Genomic DNA, 16,790 nt, shown 5'->3' with positions numbered 1-16,790 from the left:
CTCCCGCGGACTCGTTACGAAACATGCCACGGCATTAAGCGGAAGCCGGATTACCATGGCATATTTATGGTGATTTTGCTATATTTCCATAAAATCCGCCGGACTTCACATAGCGCGGTGTTGGCAACAAGTTAAAATGACCACGAACAAGAAAGAATATATTAGAAAAGGGAAATGTATTTGGTGCTTAAAATCGAAACCAGAAGTGGGTTTTTACACTAAACCACACACAATCCCAAAAAAACTAAATTCTCACAACATTGGATTTGATATTTGTGATTCCTGCAATAATTTTTTCGGTAGTGATAATAAATTGGATAAAGTGACATATTCAGTTGACAAGGTTTTAAAGGAGTTTTTCAATGTTCATAAATTTCTACTTACCAATAAAAAAGATTCTAATTCTTGGAAAAAATTCAAATCTCAATTTTTCAACTATTATCACACTAGCAAAACCTTAAAGTTGAATATTGATTACAGACGAAATGCAACATATGCAAATCAATTAACTCGAAAATTTAAAAGAGGTATTTACAATATTTTTCTTCAAGAATACCATCGAAATACAGAAAATGGACTTGACAATAAATTCGATAGAATAAGAGAATTTGTAAGACACGATAGTGGAGAATTACCTTTATATTATTTAAAGAGTAGTGATGGCGTAAGAATCACAGAAGATTTGGAATTATCACACGAACTTCCGTTTAATGACTACGGACTTGAGATTTTAGATAAATATGGATTTTACCATTTAAGTATGACAGGCTTGAATTTTTATGTCGAGGCGACTGCAAAAGCAAAATTAAATTTTGACTATTTAATTAAAGATAGTAAATACCAAATAGGTACAGGTTTTGTGTTTAGGGAATTAATTGAACTGAAAAAATTAAATGAAATAGATTTTACACTTCGAAATTGGAATTAAAAAAACCAGTTGCCAACACCGGTAACCGTTGCACAAGCCCCTGATCGGCAACAAAAAGGGATTGTTATAAGCCTCTTTAAGGGGCTTTTTTCTTTCAGGTCCAGTGTTGAAAAGTCAATTTTTGAAGCTTTACAGATGGGCCGAATAGGAATCGAGCGGATTTTATTCCCAATACCGAAAAATCACTAACGGCACGTCCGCTCGCGCGGACTCGTTACGAAACATGACATGGCATATTTATGGTGATTTTGCTATATTTCATAAAATCCGCCGGACTTCACATAGCGCGGCGTTGTGTGTAATTTGAACAAAATCTTATGAATAGAGCAATCACATATATTTTCTTAATTCTTGCATTTGGTTGTAAAGCCCAAGAAAAGGAAAGTAGATTTGAATGGAACCTTGAAAAGAAAAAATCCATAACAAAAACAGAAATGATTCAACAAAATGGAGTTCAAAAAATTGGAAAGCCGATACAGAAAATTTAGAAATTAGCGGAAAACCAATGATAAACGGAGTTTTTCCAGTTCCTGATTATGATCTAATTGACACCACTTTCAACGGCTTGGGAAATTCAGGTAATTGGAAAGGGTTTGACTTAAAAGACAAGAAAATAATCTATCATTCTTTGTACATAAATAAAAATGCGATTAACCAAGAATTTATAGATGACAAACCAAACGAAGTTTTCTTCACAATTGCGGTTTTGACTGATAGCATTGATTTAAAAAGATATTCACATACAAATGTAAGTATTACATCAAGAAATCATCCACATTACATCGGACAAGGATTTGTTAAAACAAAGTCTAACGAAATACAATTTATTTCATTTTTGACTGCGGATAGAAATGACTATGCAATCGTCAATATGCGATTGTTCGATTTAAGAATTGGAAGAATAATATTAATTGCACCTCAAAAGGATGGAACTCTGCGTTCATTGCAACTAAATTCAACGATTATGTCTTCGCAAGAAATGGACGAACATATTGAAAACCTAATGTCTAATGATAAAAAAGTAATTGAATTTTTTACTAAACCGGATAATATATAAAAACCACAAACAACAATAGTTACCGTTGCACAAGCCCCTGACCGGCAACAAAACGGATTGTTATAAGCCTTTTTTTTGATGGGTATACCATGTGATTTTCTCACTTGTATTTTTCCCTTTTACGTATCTTTCGGTACGACAATCAAATATCAAAACGCACGACTTCACATAGACCTGCGTTATGGGCAAATTGACAAAACCCTTTCGAATTTAAGACACGGAACAAAAAAGTGGAGTTCAGAAACCACTATAAAAACGAGGCGAAACCGAAAAGCCTTATGATTAGGCAATTTTAAATAACTAATAAATGAATAAAAATTCTTACCTCATATTGATAGCTATTTTCATGGCTTCAACATTTCTTTTTTCAAGTTGCGCTTCGATTGTAAGCAAAAGTAGATATCCAATATCAATCAATAGTACCCCGTGTGAAGCCAAAATTGTTATTAAAGACAAGAAAGGAATTGAAATCTTTTCTGGACAAACACCAGCAAATCTAAAACTTAAATCAGGAAGTGGATTTTTTGGAAAAGCAAGATATCAAGTAACTTTCACAAAGAATGGTTATGATTCAAAAACTGTTCCTGTAGAATTTAGACTTGATGGTTGGTATTTTGGAAACATACTTTTGGGTGGACTTATAGGAGTGTTAATAATTGACCCTGCGACTGGAGCAATGTATAAATTAGATACTGAATTCCTAAATGAAACATTGGTGCTATCAACCGCAAGTAATCAAAAAGAGGAACTAAAAGTTTATGCCTTGAATGAAATCCCTACTGAATGGAACAATCATTTAGTAAAAAGTAATTAAAAACCAGCCCATATCACCGTATTAGAAAAATTGCGGTTTAGTGCTTACTCAAAGGCCGTAGGATAAGTGGACTATTTGCAAGAACCGCCGCCACGGCTCAACTACTCGACATATCAGGACGCTATATGCAATCTGGTCGACAGATTTTATTCCCAATACCGCAAAATCACTGACGGCACGTCCGCTCCCGTGGACTCGTTACGAAACATGCCACGGCATATTTATGGTGATTTTGCTAAATTTCCATAAAAAACCGCCGGACTTCATATAGCGCGGCGTTGGCTTTAATTTAAAGAATAACCATAAGTAAACATTTAAGTTTACTTTTTTTATTTTTTGTAAACTTATATATTGACTTTTTGATATATTTGTAAACATAAAAGTTTACATTATTTATGTTTTGTAAACTTAAATAATTACAAAAAATGAGAAATAAGCGAAAACTTTTAATCGAACAATTGGACCAAAAGCTACAACCATTCTCTGAAAGCAGAAAGGTCCTGGTCCCGGAACGTGGATGGATAAATACTATTCGAACTGCACTTAATATGACCCTGGCCCAACTTGGTGCTAAACTAAATATTACAAGACAAGGCGTAAATAGAATTGAGGAAAGTGAGGCTAATGGCACGATAACACTCAATTCTTTAAAAGATGTTGCCATGGCTCTAGATTTAAAATTGGTATATGCACTGGTCCCAAAAAATGAGACCATAGACGATTTAATACAGAAAAAAGCAGATAAACTGGCCCAAAAAATAGTATTACGGACCAATCAAAATATGAAATTAGAGGACCAAGGAATAGGAGATGACAAGATAGCCAAAACCATAAAGGAACTTGCTAATGAAATAAAACGAGAAATGAGAAAGTCATTATGGGATTAGAATTCGTTTACAAAAATGGACATACACCTTTAGATGAAGAAGAAAAGGATGGTCTTAAAATAAAATCAATTACGACTCAAGGAGAGTTGGATGAATTTCAGCAACTGAACATTGAAAAAGCTGTCGAATGGACTATTCACACAAATTTGAAACCTGAAAATATTTTGACAGAAAAGTTTGCTAAAGACTTACATAAAAAATGTATGGTGATGTATGGAAATGGGCTGGTGAATTTAGAAGAACTGAAAAAAATATCGGAATTCCATTTACAAAAATTGGGCTTGAATTAAAAAATTTATTGGACGACACCAAATATTGGATAGAAAACAAAACCTTTTCACCAGAAGAAATAGCAATTAGATTCAAGCATCGAATAGTATCTATTCATTGTTTCCCAAATGGGAATGGAAGACATTCAAGAATGATGGCGGACATAATTATGGAATCAATATTTGGAAATGAAATATTTTCGTGGCATCAGTCAAATATGGTAAAAGCTAACGAAATAAGAAAAGAGTATATTAATACATTGAAAGAAGCTGACAATGGAAATGTTAAACCACTAATTGAGTTTGCAAAAAACTAAGGCCAACAAAGAACTGAGGTGAAAAACAAACAAATTTTTCTTTGATCTGAGACCATACTTTTCTAGGCCCATAGATTCTATAATCGGTTTCTTTGAGCTTTTTTCATTCGATTCATCTTCTATTTATCCAGGCAATACGGAAACATAAGTTTCGTCATAGGGCCTTCCCCAAAAAATGAAGACTTACCGCTTTCGTATAGCGCATTCATCGTTATTTTTCGCTGCTTTGGGCAAGAGGCACAAGGGCTATATGCAATCTGGTATGCTCCTTTGTATTTTTCTTTTTTACGTAACTTACGGTACGACAACCGAAATGCAATCGCATGACTTCATATAGCCCTTTGGTAAAATAAAATATGACACATACTAAATTCTTCACGGCATACTTGACTATAATTTTGTTTTCCATTTCATCCATCGCTTTAGGGCAAAATACACCTAAGGAGATTGTCTCTAAGTTTTTTAAAAAAAATCAAAATAATGGAGCTTCACAAGCCTTAGACAGTCTTTACTCGAATAATAAATGCATGAAACGAGCAACAGACGCAGTTACAAAGTTGAAACAACAATTAGTCTCCTTAGATGAGGATTTTGTTGGGGAATATTATGGATATGAATTAATCGTGGAAAAAAACTATCGGACAGTTTCGTTCTCATGAGCTATTTGGTAAAATTTGACCGACAACCAATTCGTTTTACATTTCAATTCTACAAGCCCTATAATCAATGGAGAACTCATAGGTTCAAATATGATGGAAATGTAGATGAAGAAATTGAAGAGTCGGCAAAAGTTTACTATTTAGATTTGAATGAATAACACATTGCCAGAACCCCATCACAAGCTATATACGATTTGTTTAAAGCTGCTTTTTTATCGATGAACTAAGCTCTCGTCTTCCCACGAGGTAACGGCATCCCCAGTTTACTGGTTGAATCTATTGCAAACGAGATCATTTTAGAATCTGTTGGTGTAATAGAACCATGCTGTTTTAATTAATTTTCCCTGAAGCCGACAACACTACCACTCGCCTACTGCTATTGCAAGTGGCGTACCTAGCGGGGTATGAGCATCAAGCTGAATGTCGGCAATTGTATAATTAAAAATTTGAACAAAAATGGAAAACGGAAAAAGCGATAAAAAGAAATATGGGAAATTCTTTGCAATGATTGCGACTTCGATGATTGCCATGTTTCTGTTAATGTACACCCATTCCTTTCAAATAATTGACCACTTTTGGTTCAGTGAAACTCGATTTTTTATGACCCTGATCATGGGAGGTGCTATGATAATCATTATGCTGCTCTTTATGCTGAACATGTACAAAGACAACAAGGCCAACATGGCTATATTGGGGTTGGGGGCTTTAATGATTATCGGTGCAATTGGGTTGGTAAGAAGTCAGGTAACCGTGACCGATACCGATTATATGGAAGGAATGATACCCCATCATTCGATTGCAATTCTAACCAGCGAAAGGGCAAAAATTAAAGATATAAGAGTCCGCAAACTGGCAGACGACATTATCAAAGCTCAGCGCAAAGAAATTATGGAAATGGAATGGCTCATCAAGGATATTAAAGAAAACGGAATCGTAGAAACAGAAGCAGAAAAGGAAAGTAGAGCGGTTCCGAAATTTGAAGGGCGACTGGATAAAGAAACTAAAAATATCGAACTTGAATAAAGAGCCTGCAACGGTAAGATTATGGTATCTTGTACAGGCAATTTGGCCTTAAGAACATTTTTATGAACACCGACCTCGTCTTCGAGCAACTTGAGAAAAGTTATGTACCCCTTTCTTCCGATTGTAAAGAGGCTTTTTTACAACATGCAAAACTGGCCTTTTACAAAAAGGGGGATGTGGTAGTACGTGAGGGGCAGTTTTCAAAAAAGGCATTTTTGATCATAGAAGGTTGCGGCCGTGCCTATTATTTGAAAGACGGCAAAGATATCTCAGACTGGTTCACCTTTGAGTATCAGTTTATGGCGCCCATTGTCAGCTTTTTTAGTGAGAAGCCGAGTCCGCACTACGTAGAATTTTTAGAAGATGCTACCGTACTCGAATTCACGAAAAATCAAATGAATCGATTGACCCAGGCACACCACGAATTCGAGCGTTTTATCAGAGAGGTGGTCACCGAAACCCTTTTGGGCCTTTGCGAACGACTCAACGCCATACAATTCAATAGGGCCGAAGACCGGTACCGGCATTTACTTACCCTGTATCCTAATATCACCAATCGCATTGCGCTAACCCATATCGCTTCGTATTTGGGCATTACCTTAGAAACCTTGAGCCGAATTCGCAACCCCAAGCATCGAATTTGATCTATATCAAATGGAGTCAACGATTTTGGTCGGTACTTTGTAAAAACAGACAGTGTAGTGGTGCAGCACATGCACCTCGACATAAAACCAACATACTTTTACATGAAAAAAATACTGATTATCAACGGTCACCCCGATGCCGAGAGTTTTAATTCCGCTCTTGCGGATGCCTACCTTAAAGGTGCCCAAAAGTCTAGCGCCGAAGTTGTCTACATCAATTTAAGAGACCTTCAATTTAATCTCAATCTTCAATACGGCTATCGGAAGCGTACCGAACTGGAACCCGATTTATTAAAGGCCCAAGAAAAATTAAAATGGGCAGACCACCTCGTTTGGATTTATCCCGTTTGGTGGGGCTCTATTCCGGCCTTGATGAAGGGCTTTTTAGACCGAGTACTATTACCGGGCTTCGCCTTTCAAAAGCGGGAAGGCTCGCTTTGGTGGAACAAATTTTTTACCGGAAAAACAGCCCGCTTGATCACAACTATGGACCAACCTGCTTGGTACTACCGCCTTTTTAACGGAAGCCCATCACACAAGGCTATGAAAAAGCAGACCCTACAATTTATCGGGGTGAAATCGGTAAAGATTACCGCTATTGGTCCTGTTCGTCTTTCCAAAGAATCGTTTCGTGAAAAATGGTTGCAAAAAGTGGCACTCTTGGGAGAACGGAACAGCTAAGAAAGTCTATCTTCTATCCCACTCCCCCTAATTCTCTCATTTTAGTGAATTGCCATCGAGGCCTGAAAGGCTAATCTTTTCATAAATTACAGCCCGTATTTGGTATTTTCTGTGAGCGTGGTTAACTTATTGATGCGGTCTGCTATTTTTAGAGGCAGTAGCGAAACAAAAGCTAAAGATATCTTATGAAACATACAATTACCTTTCTTATCACCCTTTTAATCATGCAGTTCGGAACGGCCCAAAAAGAGGAACTACAATGGTTAGACCTGCAGTTGGCTAATTACGAATATCCATATACCGTTTCAACCTTACAACTAGAGCCACAGGAGCAACATTTACAAATGGCCTATATGGATGTAGAACCCGATAACTACAACGGTAAGAATATTGTTCTCTTTCACGGCAAGAATTTTAACGGCGCCTATTGGAAAACGACTATCGAAGCATTGACCCAAGAAGGTTTTAGGGTAATCGTGCCCGATCAGATCGGGTTCGGTAAATCTTCTAAACCGCAACACTTTCATTATACCTTTCAGCAGTTGGCCCAGAACACCAAAACGCTACTCGATTCCCTACAAGTTGAAAAAACCGCTATTCTCGGCCATAGTATGGGCGGAATGTTGGCTACCCGTTTTGCATTGATGTACCCTGAAACCACTGAAAAATTAATTTTGGAAAACCCCATAGGTCTAGAAGACTGGAAGCTTAAAGCACCCTATAAACCCGTAGAATGGTGGTATAAAAACGAATTGAAAAAAGACTACGAAAGCATTAAAAAATATCAGCTTTCCAGCTATTATGATAACAAATGGAAACCCGAATATGACCAATGGGTGAACCTATTGGCAGGTTGGACACTCAATTCTGGTTACGAGACCGTGGCTTGGAACGCAGCGCTCACCTATGATATGATTTTTACCCAACCCGTGGTCTATGAATTCAAGAACCTAAAGATGAAAACTTTACTGATCATAGGTACCCGTGACCGCACCGCTTTAGGAAAACCCTTAGTTTCAGAAGAGGTACGAAAAACCATGGGGCTGTATGACGAATTAGGAAAAAGAACCCAAGAAACAATCCCGAATGCTGAACTGGTGGAAATTGAAAATGTGGGCCACCTGCCCCACATTGAGAAATTCGATGCTTTTATACAACCGCTAGTACAATTTATGAAGGAGTAGGAAGTCTGCATCAAAGTGATTTACGAACTAGACTTTGAGTATCCACCGTATTTTTCGCGGTTGTTCAAAAAGAAAGAAGGCATCAGCCCAACAGCCTATCGCGAAAAGTACAGTTTGAACTAAATGAATGGCCAACTTCGGCACTACTGTCATGGTGATAAATACAGCCCTATCTGGTTAATTTATTCGGAAACCGTGATAAGAAAACAGTAATTTTGTGGTAGACCGCAAAGCTAAGGCTAAAAGGTAAAAACTACCGAAATCTTCTGCCTTGTAGTTTATTATTTTTTTAATGACAGATTTAGAGCAACAACTAAAAAATCCCGTTTGGCATTCATTAAAGGAAACCCACAAAAAATTTGCGGTCGAGTTTGATGGTGTACAATTTTATAACCCTGAAATATGCACCTTCGGTTCTTTTTTCGATGAAACAAAAACATTGGAGGCCTCGAATGCCTATTTAAAATTAACGGATACCTTCTTCTACGTTTCAGAGAATCAAAACCCGACTATAGATGAGACTAAAATTATTTTAGAGAAAAAAATAGAGGGTTGTCAAATGGTTTTAAATGAACTATCGGATGTTGCAATCACAGAAGATATCGTCTTGCTAGACGAAACTTTTGTTGATGAAATCTATGATTTAGTTTGGTTGGTGATGCCCGGTTACTATCAAAAAAGAACTTTTGACATGGGCCAATACTTTGGTATTTTCAAGAATGGAAAATTAGTTTCCGTTACTGGCCAACGCATGCAAACCAATCACTTTATTGAAGTCAGTGCGGTGGTTACCCATCCTGACCATACCAGAAAGGGCCTGGCCAAACAATTGATTGCCCATACCACCAAAGAAATTCTAGAAGAAAATAAAACGCCCGTGCTGCATACCAATAAAGGCAACCTGGCCATACCCCTTTATGAAAAATTGGGGTATGAAGTAACAAGAGAAATGAACTGGTGGTTGTATCATAAAAAATAGAGGCTATCACAACCCGCTGTCAGCACCTCAGCATGACGTTTGTTTTTAATTCGAGCGTATACTTTCAATTACCACCATACTTTGAGTAGCGAAGATAGATACCGATACCAACTAAATTGCCCGAGCTAAATTGCTACAGTGTAAATATTTAACTAAATTTCTATCAACTTAAGTCAATACTTTGACTACCCCTCGCTCAAAGGCTAGATACTTATAGTAACTCGACGTAGTGCAAAAAACAGCTATCATGATAAAAAGGGTCTTCAAATCTCTTCTTTGTATCTATCTCATTCAGTTGATAATTATCTCTTGTGAAGATGATGATTGTAATTGTTCTGGAACTCAAAAATTGGAGAAAATATACGACGGTATTGAATTAAGAGTTTTTGATACCTCCGGGTTCGAGATAGCTGAAATTGAGGAGTCCGTTCACATAAATTCTTTCGGACTAGTTATTTTTTCAGAGTTCGAGCATGAACCGATTACAGCGAAATATAAGAGCACAAATTTTTCAAGTTTAGGGTTTAACTCCGCCTACGCCTGTAGTTGTGTGCCAAATGAGGTAATTACTAATGACCCCATCGATTCGATTGAGATTACGGCCATCGATACCGAAAATCAAGAGGAAGCAATAGTTACTGACAATTTCACATTTGTTGGTGACGATATGGCATCAAGAACCATAAATGAGACATTAGATAGCGGAGGTATAGTATACGACGAACTTTTGCTGAACTTGGTAGTACACGAGAATATTCCGGAGAATTCAGTATTTAAAGTGGAAATGACTCTAGCCTCGGGAACCAGCTTTACCGAACTAACCGAACCCATACACTTCATAGAATAAAAATATGAATATCAGTGCAAACGGAAACGAAACAACCAACCCCTCCCCTTTTCAATTTCCATTTGGTATTGCTAACGAAACGACAACAGTAAAAAATTCTTCCCTTACCATTAACCTTTGTCTTAGTTTTGCCGAATTGACCAGCGAATAAAATTTATAAAATAGTACGGATGGATATGTGCATCTTTAAATCCTCTCAGAACAAGTCTACAAAATTGAAAAATCCTTTAATACTATTTCTATCAATTCTCATCAACTTGGGGCTGTTCAGCTGCAAACCCTTAAGTAAGCCCACGAACTATTTAAATCAAACTATCCCAGACTCTATTCCGGTGGTCTTTGCCCCTGATATCGTGTCGGTAAAAGGTAGACTTGAGCATGGAATATCTTTTAGCCCTGACGGTCAAGAAATGGCATTTGGCATACTGAACAATGATGACAGCGGACAAATTTTCTACTCTAAAATGATGGATGAGGACTGGACAGAACCTATGATTTTTGAGCCTTTAAAAGGCAAAAGTGTTTTTCTTCCGTATTTCTCCCCAGATGGAAAATCGTTACTCTACGCGCAAAGTAAGGCTGAAGTAAATTATCTGACCGATATTGGCAAACTCGAAAAATCTGCCAATGGTTGGGTTTCCCCCCAATTGATCAAGAACCCCTTGAGCTCAATAAGTAGGGAGGCAAATGCGAGCATGACCTACAACGGAACAATTTATTTTTCTTCTAACAGAAATTGTGAAGGCATAGAAAATTGCTTCACCGCCGACCTATTTTACTCAAATTTAGTGGATGAAAAATACCAAAAAGTTGAAGTCATTTCTGAACTTCTTTCCCCCAATGACAAAGAAAGTGTATTCATCTCCCCGAATGAAGATTACCTGATTTTTTGTAGATATACAAATGATGAAACCGCTACAGACCTATATGTAACCTACCGCGATATTAATAAAAAATGGACCGTACCAAGAGTACTCGATTCGGCTATAAATTCAAACGATTGGGACAGAAGACCCTTTGTGAGTATCGATAATAAGTTTTTATTTTTTACACGCTTGCAAATCGATAACAACGAACTAAAAGAATCTGATATATTCTGGGCAAATACTTCAAAAGTTTTTAAACCTTTTGTATTCAACCCTGTCTCAAATACTACGATTAAAGTTGGTGAGAAATTTGAGATTTTACTGCCGGCAGATTATTTTAAAGATATCGATGATCAACAATTGACGTTATCACTAAACCCAATAGAATATGATTGGTTAGAATTTGATAGTAAAAATAACTTGATTTCGGGGCTACCTACAGAAACCGGTAATTTTGAACTGACTTTCACTGCAGTCGATAAGTTTTTGAACACTACAGAAAATCAAATTAAATTGACGGTGACAGATTAGTTTCTATAGCACGACTCCGTTTACCCCTTATTTACATATTTTTCAGAAAATTCTACCCTGGAATTCTGGGATTAAAATTATAACATTGGTTCGACATATTTCAGAATAGCTAAAATTCATAGAAAGCTTATCATCGGTTTGCACTATTAAAAAACGGCATTTGGGTTAAGCTCTAAATTTGATAATGGCCATTTCTGATTTGCCTTATATTAGAGCATACCGAAGTGGATTATCATCAACAGAAGAGTTTTTATTCAACTATACCTATAACCTTTTCAAAACACAAATTCAATATCGAACTGAAGTTTAGATAATTCTACTAATTTGTGCACATATGAAATAGTAATGGCATTCAACGACCATTACGTATTTATGAACTAGATTTGAACTCAACTTAAGAAGTTTTAAAAGATTAGTCCTATACACTCACTTAATCGTTAAGATGCTAAAATTATACTTCCCCATAATCTGTATGTTAGCCATACTTGCATCCTGCAAAAACAAAAAAAACGAACAAGAAATACTATTAAAGGAAGCCGAGCTGATAGAACGAGAAAAGGAACTTGAAGTTGAGAACGAACTTTTAATCGAGCACGATGCCGCGGTACAACTTAATCCAGAAGTGCAACTCAACCTCATTCATTGCGAAAATGAAAAATTTATTATTAGGGTCGATCGCTTGAAAAGTAGCGATGTAAGATATATGGCCTGGAACAGACCTAAATCTTCTACAGAACGACCAGACCTGATCTTGCTCGATGGTGAGATCGAACAACAAGGCTCTGGCGGAGGATATCACTTTATTTTCAGCAACGGACACTTCACTTACATCATCGAAAACAATCTCATTGGTGAAAGTAAAGATGCTACAGGTGTATTTTTACGAATTCTTAAAAATGGCGAAGAAGAGCTTTATACCAAAATGATTGATTTAAAACTTTAGGAAGTTTAAGTCTCATGCATAAGTGTGTAAGGGCGATAGCCGAAAAACCATAATTCTAGTAGCTTAATCATCTTTTAGACTGTTACATATATCTGTATAGTTTGCCATACTAAAGCATACCAAAGTGGATTATCATCAATAGATGAGAGTTTATTTAACTATACCTTTAACCGTTTCAAAACACAAATTCATATCAAACTGAGGTTTAGATAATTCTACGTATTTGTGTACAGATGCAATAGTAATGGCGCTCAACGGCCTTTACATATTTAAGTACTAAATTTGAACTTAATTTTAGAACTTTTTAAAGCTTGATGCTATATACTAACTTAATATTTTAAAATGCTAAAATTAATCCCTCTCTTAATTTGCATATTCGTTTTGCTTTCCTCTTGCAAAGACAATAAGAGTGAACAAGATTTACCTTTAAAAGAAGTGAAATTGATAGAAAAACAGAAGCAACTTGAAGTTGAGAACGAACTGTTAATCGAGCATGACAACGTGATTCATCTTGACCCAGAAATGGGCTCCCAACTCGTTATTTGTGAAAATGAAAACTTCACCATTATGGTTATTCAATCGAACGATAAAAATTTAAAATATATGTCGTGGAACCAACCTAAACTTTCTTCAGAACAGCCTGACCTTATCTTATTAGATGGTAAAATAGAAGAAAAGGGCTCTTACAGATATAATTATATATTCACCCACGGACCCTTCACCTATATTATTGAAAATAATCTGATCGGTGAATATAAAAAGGAGACCGGTATATTTTTGAGAATTCTTAAAAACGGAAAAGAAGAACTATACTCTAAAATGACCGATTTAAAAATCTATTAGGTAAAATTCTTCTGTACACTTTCCTTTAAAATGATGACCGGTTAATTACCTGAACATCTCCTTTGATAGATTACGAACACCTCATTTGTATGGTTTGGCAAGTTTTTACGACTTAGTAGGTTCATAAATTATAAGATAATGAAAGACAAATTAAAGATAGATATCGTTTCTGATGTGGTATGCCCTTGGTGTACCATTGGTTATAAACGACTGGATAAAGCTATTTCAGAACTAGGCATACAAGACCAGGTTGAAATTGAGTGGCAACCTTTTGAGCTTAACCCCAATATGCCGGCAGAAGGCCAAAATGTGCAAGAGCACATTGCCGAAAAATATGGTTCAACCCTAGAGCAGCAAAAAGAATCGCAACAGCGCATGGCCGAAGCCGGTGAAGAATTAGGTTTTACGTTCGATTACTATGATGAAATGAGAATGTCAAACACTTTAGAAGCGCATATACTGCTCGAATATGCCAAAACATTTGGTAAGCAAACGGACCTAAAAATGAGATTGACTACTGCCTTTTTTAGCGAAAGAAAAGATGTTTCGAAAAGAGAAGTGCTTAAAGAGGCCTTAATAGACGTCGGTTTAAATGCAGAAGAGGCCTTAGCAAAACTTGATGATGACGATGCTAAATATGAAATAAAAAGTAAAGAAGCTTACTGGCAAAATTTGGGCGTGAAGTCTGTGCCTACTATCGTCTTCGATAGAAAAAGTGCCATTACAGGAGCACAGCCTGTAGAAACTTTTAAAGAAGTACTTTCTGAATTAGTTCAATAACAATAAGAATTGCCGTTAAATTAATGACGGAGGATGAAACAAAAAAATGTTTTAACCAATCCGCAATAGTATTAAAGGTATACTATGGGGCTAGCGGAAGGGCTTAGTAGATTCCAACATATTCAGAAACTGATATAGTGAAAATCATATGAGATCTTATGATTTTCACTATATTCATTTTAATTTCTTTGCTTCGTAACTATTGCCCATGAAAAATCTGGCCTTTTTGATCGTTCTACTATTCAGTATTATGCGGCTTTCTGCACAAGAACAATATCTAAGCGATGTTACAGAGACACAAGAGCTCTCGATGACGATAGCTTCCCTATTTCAAGAGAATCAAGTTTCAAAAGCTTTTGGCACCTTGACTCCCTATTGGCCCATGCCCTTAAATGAAATCGAGGCCATCGAAGAAAAAACCATCAAATACCTAAATCTTTTAGAACAACGTTTTGGTAAATCGATTGGTTATGTAAAAATTAAGAATGAGACCATTAGTGATATCGCACTTCGTGAAACCTATTTGGTTCGCTATACCAAAAGCGCCATCAGACTGAAGTTCACTTTTTATAAAAATGATAACGGGTGGATAGTAAACGCCTTTAAATGGGACGATTCTTTTACCGAAGAATTCAATTAAAAAATAAAGTATACAAAACCTGATATACTTTAAGAGCTTCTCGCTTCAATACGATTTCCGTCTGAGGTAAAAATTAAAAAACCCCTAGAGTCTTCACCAACGAACAATTAAGTTGACCAAACTATGAGAACAAAGAACCATTACATTTTTACCACCATTTTAGCCATCTTCATGGTCCAAATGGTCTTCTCCCAAACCAAAAAGCATCCAAACGTAATCATAATTATTACTGACGACCAAGGTTATGGTGATTTGGGTGTTACCGGAAATCCGCATGTTAAAACTCCGGCTATCGATAAACTGGCCAAAGAAAGCAACCGTTTCAATAATTTTTATGTTTCACCGGTCTGTGCCCCTACTCGGTCAAGCTTGATGACCGGACGTTACTCACTACGTACAGGTATACGAGACACCTATAATGGCGGAGCGACTATGGCTTCGAACGAGGTTACCATTGCCGAAATGTTGAAACAGGCAAACTACAAAACGGGTATCTTCGGTAAGTGGCACTTGGGTGATAATTACCCCAGCAGACCTAGCGACCAAGGTTTTGATGAATCGGTTATACACCTTTCGGGCGGTATGGGGCAGGTGGGTGATATTACTACATATTTCAAGGGGGACAGAAGCTATTTTGACCCGGTACTGTGGCATAATAATGAACAGCAGTCCTACGAGGGGTATTGCTCTGATATCTTTACGACCGAAGCTCTAAGTTTTATTCAGAAAAATCAAGAATCACCCTTTTTTTGCTACCTCTCTTTTAATGCACCGCATACCCCATTGCAAGTACCTGAGAAGTATTATAATCTCTACAAAGACATCGACCCATCAACAGGCTTTAAAAATGATGGAAGACCTTTTCCTGAAATGTCGGAAAAAGACAAAGAAGACGCTCGAAAAGTGTATGCAATGGTCAGCAATATCGACGATAATGTAGACAGACTGCTAAAAAAATTAGAAGATCTAAAGATAGCCGATAATACTTTGCTCATATTTATGACCGACAATGGCCCACAACAAACGAGATATGTGGCCGGAATGCGGGGTCGAAAAGGTAACGTATATGAAGGAGGGGTTCGGGTGCCCTTCTATTTGCGTTATCCTGCTTTATTCAAAAAGAATCGTGACATTGAAACCACTACCGCACATATCGATATTCTACCCACCTTGGCCGAAGCCTGTCAGGTGCCTTTGCCTAAAGACAAGAAAATTGATGGCAATAGCTTAATACCACTGTTGAAAGGCAGAGATGTAGAATGGAACAACAGACCATTGTTCTTTTATTGGTCTCGAAAATACCCGGAGCTATACAATAATATGTCGTTGCTAAAAGAGAACTATAAATTGGTAGCTAAGACCGATTATGATGCTTCATTAGAAAGTTTCGAGCTTTTCAAGCTTGAAGAAGACCCCTATGAAGAGAAAAATATCTTACTCGAAAACAAAGACATTGCAAAGAACCTTAAAAAGATTTTAGATGATACTTACAACGAACTGATTAGGTCTGAAAATCTTGTCAACCAACCGCTGATCGAGGTCGGAAGCCCCTTTGAAAACCCCATCATATTAAATAGGAACGATGCCAGTGGCGAACGCGGAATTTGGGCACAGGAAGAAATTCATGGCTTTTGGAAAGTAAATGTTCAACAGGGTTATTATGATATCAAATTCAAGTTTATAAAACCCGTAAAAGCCAACGGACGAATGTATCTGGAAACCAACAGCATCGTTAATCAGATGAAGAATGAAAAAGAAGCGACCGACACTATAGTGATGAAGAATGTTTTTATCCCGAAAATGAGTTGTGACCTGATTTCTTTTTATCAAGAAGGTTCTAAGAGTATCATGCCATTTTGGGTAGAGATGAAAAAATTAGATTGAAGTTAATTGATTGG

21 protein-coding genes are annotated in these 16,790 nt (G+C 36.8%); 20 read left to right on the top strand and 1 reads right to left on the bottom strand.

Translation table 11 applies throughout. The features are described 5' to 3' along the window. Positions 1-136: 136 nt before the first annotated feature. The 7 genes from IV512_RS17665 to IV512_RS20100 all read left to right on the top strand — a co-directional run bounded on the left by IV512_RS17665 (position 137) and on the right by IV512_RS20100 (position 4,272). Positions 137-928, top strand: coding sequence for a hypothetical protein (locus tag IV512_RS17665; protein WP_209405793.1), 792 nt, complete (start codon positions 137-139; stop codon positions 926-928). Positions 929-1,245: 317 nt separating this feature from the next. After that, complete coding sequence (locus tag IV512_RS17660; protein WP_209405791.1) at positions 1,246-1,416, top strand: hypothetical protein; 171 nt, start codon at positions 1,246-1,248, stop codon at positions 1,414-1,416. 17 nt (positions 1,417-1,433) lie between these two features. Continuing rightward, positions 1,434-1,985 carry a hypothetical protein gene (locus IV512_RS17655; RefSeq protein WP_209405789.1) on the top strand — a complete coding sequence of 184 codons (552 nt, stop codon included), beginning with the start codon at positions 1,434-1,436 and terminating at the stop codon, positions 1,983-1,985. Positions 1,986-2,292: 307 nt separating this feature from the next. Then, a complete protein-coding gene (locus IV512_RS17650; RefSeq protein WP_209405787.1) occupies positions 2,293-2,799 on the top strand; it encodes a hypothetical protein in 507 nt (168 codons plus the stop codon). Positions 2,800-3,224: 425 nt separating this feature from the next. After that, positions 3,225-3,686 (top strand): mobile mystery protein A, encoded by a 462-nt coding sequence (locus tag IV512_RS17645; protein WP_209405785.1) that lies wholly within the window; start codon positions 3,225-3,227, stop codon positions 3,684-3,686. Further along, positions 3,677-3,976 carry a hypothetical protein gene (locus tag IV512_RS20105; protein ID WP_371743317.1) on the top strand — a complete coding sequence of 100 codons (300 nt, stop codon included), beginning with the start codon at positions 3,677-3,679 and terminating at the stop codon, positions 3,974-3,976. The genes IV512_RS17645 and IV512_RS20105 overlap by 10 nt, the downstream gene beginning before the upstream one ends. Continuing rightward, positions 3,886-4,272 carry a mobile mystery protein B gene (locus tag IV512_RS20100; protein ID WP_371743316.1) on the top strand — a complete coding sequence of 129 codons (387 nt, stop codon included), beginning with the start codon at positions 3,886-3,888 and terminating at the stop codon, positions 4,270-4,272. Before IV512_RS20105 ends, IV512_RS20100 begins: the two co-directional genes overlap by 91 nt. Positions 4,273-4,483: 211 nt before the next feature. Here IV512_RS20100 and IV512_RS17635 read toward each other — a convergent pair whose 3' ends face one another. Beyond that, entirely contained in the window at positions 4,484-4,681 is a 198-nt protein-coding gene (locus tag IV512_RS17635) for a hypothetical protein (protein WP_209405782.1), read from the bottom strand. Between the two features lie 246 nt (positions 4,682-4,927). On the opposite strand from IV512_RS17635, the gene IV512_RS17630 reads away from it, so the two are divergent. The 13 genes from IV512_RS17630 (at position 4,928) to IV512_RS17570 (ending at position 16,776) form a co-directional block, all read left to right on the top strand. Continuing rightward, positions 4,928-5,089 carry a hypothetical protein gene (locus tag IV512_RS17630; protein ID WP_209405780.1) on the top strand — a complete coding sequence of 54 codons (162 nt, stop codon included), beginning with the start codon at positions 4,928-4,930 and terminating at the stop codon, positions 5,087-5,089. A gap of 298 nt (positions 5,090-5,387) precedes the next feature. Beyond that, entirely contained in the window at positions 5,388-5,954 is a 567-nt protein-coding gene (locus IV512_RS17625; RefSeq protein WP_209405778.1) for a DUF305 domain-containing protein, read from the top strand. A gap of 62 nt (positions 5,955-6,016) precedes the next feature. After that, positions 6,017-6,598, top strand: a complete 582-nt coding sequence (locus tag IV512_RS17620; RefSeq protein ID WP_209405776.1) for a Crp/Fnr family transcriptional regulator — start codon at positions 6,017-6,019, stop codon at positions 6,596-6,598. A 102-nt stretch (positions 6,599-6,700) separates the two neighbouring features. After that, complete coding sequence (locus IV512_RS17615) at positions 6,701-7,279, top strand: NAD(P)H-dependent oxidoreductase (RefSeq protein WP_209405774.1); 579 nt, start codon at positions 6,701-6,703, stop codon at positions 7,277-7,279. Between the two features lie 185 nt (positions 7,280-7,464). Next, positions 7,465-8,463: an alpha/beta fold hydrolase gene (locus IV512_RS17610; RefSeq protein WP_209405772.1), complete on the top strand. Its 999-nt coding sequence runs from the start codon at positions 7,465-7,467 to the stop codon at positions 8,461-8,463. Between the two features lie 292 nt (positions 8,464-8,755). Further along, on the top strand, positions 8,756-9,442 hold the full coding sequence (locus IV512_RS17605; protein ID WP_209405770.1) for a GNAT family N-acetyltransferase: 687 nt from the start codon (positions 8,756-8,758) through the stop codon (positions 9,440-9,442). Positions 9,443-9,689: 247 nt separating this feature from the next. Continuing rightward, entirely contained in the window at positions 9,690-10,289 is a 600-nt protein-coding gene (locus IV512_RS17600; RefSeq protein ID WP_209405768.1) for a hypothetical protein, read from the top strand. A 170-nt stretch (positions 10,290-10,459) separates the two neighbouring features. Continuing rightward, positions 10,460-11,686, top strand: a complete 1,227-nt coding sequence (locus IV512_RS17595; RefSeq protein WP_209405766.1) for a putative Ig domain-containing protein — start codon at positions 10,460-10,462, stop codon at positions 11,684-11,686. Between the two features lie 442 nt (positions 11,687-12,128). Then, the gene (locus IV512_RS17590; RefSeq protein ID WP_209405764.1) at positions 12,129-12,629 is read left to right on the top strand and encodes a hypothetical protein; all 501 of its coding nucleotides are present in this window, start codon (positions 12,129-12,131) and stop codon (positions 12,627-12,629) included. A gap of 342 nt (positions 12,630-12,971) precedes the next feature. Further along, positions 12,972-13,472 carry a hypothetical protein gene (locus tag IV512_RS17585; protein WP_209405762.1) on the top strand — a complete coding sequence of 167 codons (501 nt, stop codon included), beginning with the start codon at positions 12,972-12,974 and terminating at the stop codon, positions 13,470-13,472. Positions 13,473-13,610: 138 nt separating this feature from the next. After that, positions 13,611-14,252: a DsbA family oxidoreductase gene (locus IV512_RS17580; RefSeq protein ID WP_209405760.1), complete on the top strand. Its 642-nt coding sequence runs from the start codon at positions 13,611-13,613 to the stop codon at positions 14,250-14,252. Between the two features lie 208 nt (positions 14,253-14,460). Beyond that, positions 14,461-14,892, top strand: coding sequence for a hypothetical protein (locus IV512_RS17575; RefSeq protein ID WP_209405758.1), 432 nt, complete (start codon positions 14,461-14,463; stop codon positions 14,890-14,892). 123 nt (positions 14,893-15,015) lie between these two features. After that, entirely contained in the window at positions 15,016-16,776 is a 1,761-nt protein-coding gene (locus IV512_RS17570; protein WP_209405756.1) for an arylsulfatase, read from the top strand. Positions 16,777-16,790: the final 14 nt, after the last annotated feature.

Origin of the sequence: Pseudozobellia sp. WGM2 (assembly GCF_017810075.1) — a bacterium.
Lineage (GTDB): Bacteria > Bacteroidota > Bacteroidia > Flavobacteriales > Flavobacteriaceae > JADNYK01.
The sequence above is the reverse complement of the archived record's forward strand: the minus strand, read 5'-3'. Positions and strand labels throughout refer to the sequence as shown.

Bases quoted from the DNA above. Each gene is read 5' to 3' on its own strand.
- IV512_RS17615 (WP_209405774.1), top strand. From the start codon at position 6,701: ATGAAAAAAATACTGATTATCAACGGTCACCCCGATGCCGAGAGTTTT.
- IV512_RS17570 (WP_209405756.1), top strand. From the start codon at position 15,016: ATGAGAACAAAGAACCATTACATTTTTACCACCATTTTAGCCATCTTC.
- IV512_RS17605 (WP_209405770.1), top strand. From the start codon at position 8,756: ATGACAGATTTAGAGCAACAACTAAAAAATCCCGTTTGGCATTCATTA.
- IV512_RS20105 (WP_371743317.1), top strand. From the start codon at position 3,677: ATGGGATTAGAATTCGTTTACAAAAATGGACATACACCTTTAGATGAA.
- IV512_RS17590 (WP_209405764.1), top strand. From the start codon at position 12,129: ATGCTAAAATTATACTTCCCCATAATCTGTATGTTAGCCATACTTGCA.
- IV512_RS17575 (WP_209405758.1), top strand. From the start codon at position 14,461: ATGAAAAATCTGGCCTTTTTGATCGTTCTACTATTCAGTATTATGCGG.
- IV512_RS20100 (WP_371743316.1), top strand. From the start codon at position 3,886: ATGTATGGTGATGTATGGAAATGGGCTGGTGAATTTAGAAGAACTGAA.
- IV512_RS17650 (WP_209405787.1), top strand. From the start codon at position 2,293: ATGAATAAAAATTCTTACCTCATATTGATAGCTATTTTCATGGCTTCA.
- IV512_RS17625 (WP_209405778.1), top strand. From the start codon at position 5,388: ATGGAAAACGGAAAAAGCGATAAAAAGAAATATGGGAAATTCTTTGCA.
- IV512_RS17655 (WP_209405789.1), top strand. From the start codon at position 1,434: ATGATAAACGGAGTTTTTCCAGTTCCTGATTATGATCTAATTGACACC.
- IV512_RS17610 (WP_209405772.1), top strand. From the start codon at position 7,465: ATGAAACATACAATTACCTTTCTTATCACCCTTTTAATCATGCAGTTC.
- IV512_RS17600 (WP_209405768.1), top strand. From the start codon at position 9,690: ATGATAAAAAGGGTCTTCAAATCTCTTCTTTGTATCTATCTCATTCAG.
- IV512_RS17660 (WP_209405791.1), top strand. From the start codon at position 1,246: ATGAATAGAGCAATCACATATATTTTCTTAATTCTTGCATTTGGTTGT.
- IV512_RS17595 (WP_209405766.1), top strand. From the start codon at position 10,460: ATGGATATGTGCATCTTTAAATCCTCTCAGAACAAGTCTACAAAATTG.
- IV512_RS17665 (WP_209405793.1), top strand. From the start codon at position 137: ATGACCACGAACAAGAAAGAATATATTAGAAAAGGGAAATGTATTTGG.
- IV512_RS17620 (WP_209405776.1), top strand. From the start codon at position 6,017: ATGAACACCGACCTCGTCTTCGAGCAACTTGAGAAAAGTTATGTACCC.
- IV512_RS17630 (WP_209405780.1), top strand. From the start codon at position 4,928: ATGAGCTATTTGGTAAAATTTGACCGACAACCAATTCGTTTTACATTT.
- IV512_RS17635 (WP_209405782.1), bottom strand. From the start codon at position 4,681: ATGGAAAACAAAATTATAGTCAAGTATGCCGTGAAGAATTTAGTATGT.
- IV512_RS17585 (WP_209405762.1), top strand. From the start codon at position 12,972: ATGCTAAAATTAATCCCTCTCTTAATTTGCATATTCGTTTTGCTTTCC.
- IV512_RS17580 (WP_209405760.1), top strand. From the start codon at position 13,611: ATGAAAGACAAATTAAAGATAGATATCGTTTCTGATGTGGTATGCCCT.
- IV512_RS17645 (WP_209405785.1), top strand. From the start codon at position 3,225: ATGAGAAATAAGCGAAAACTTTTAATCGAACAATTGGACCAAAAGCTA.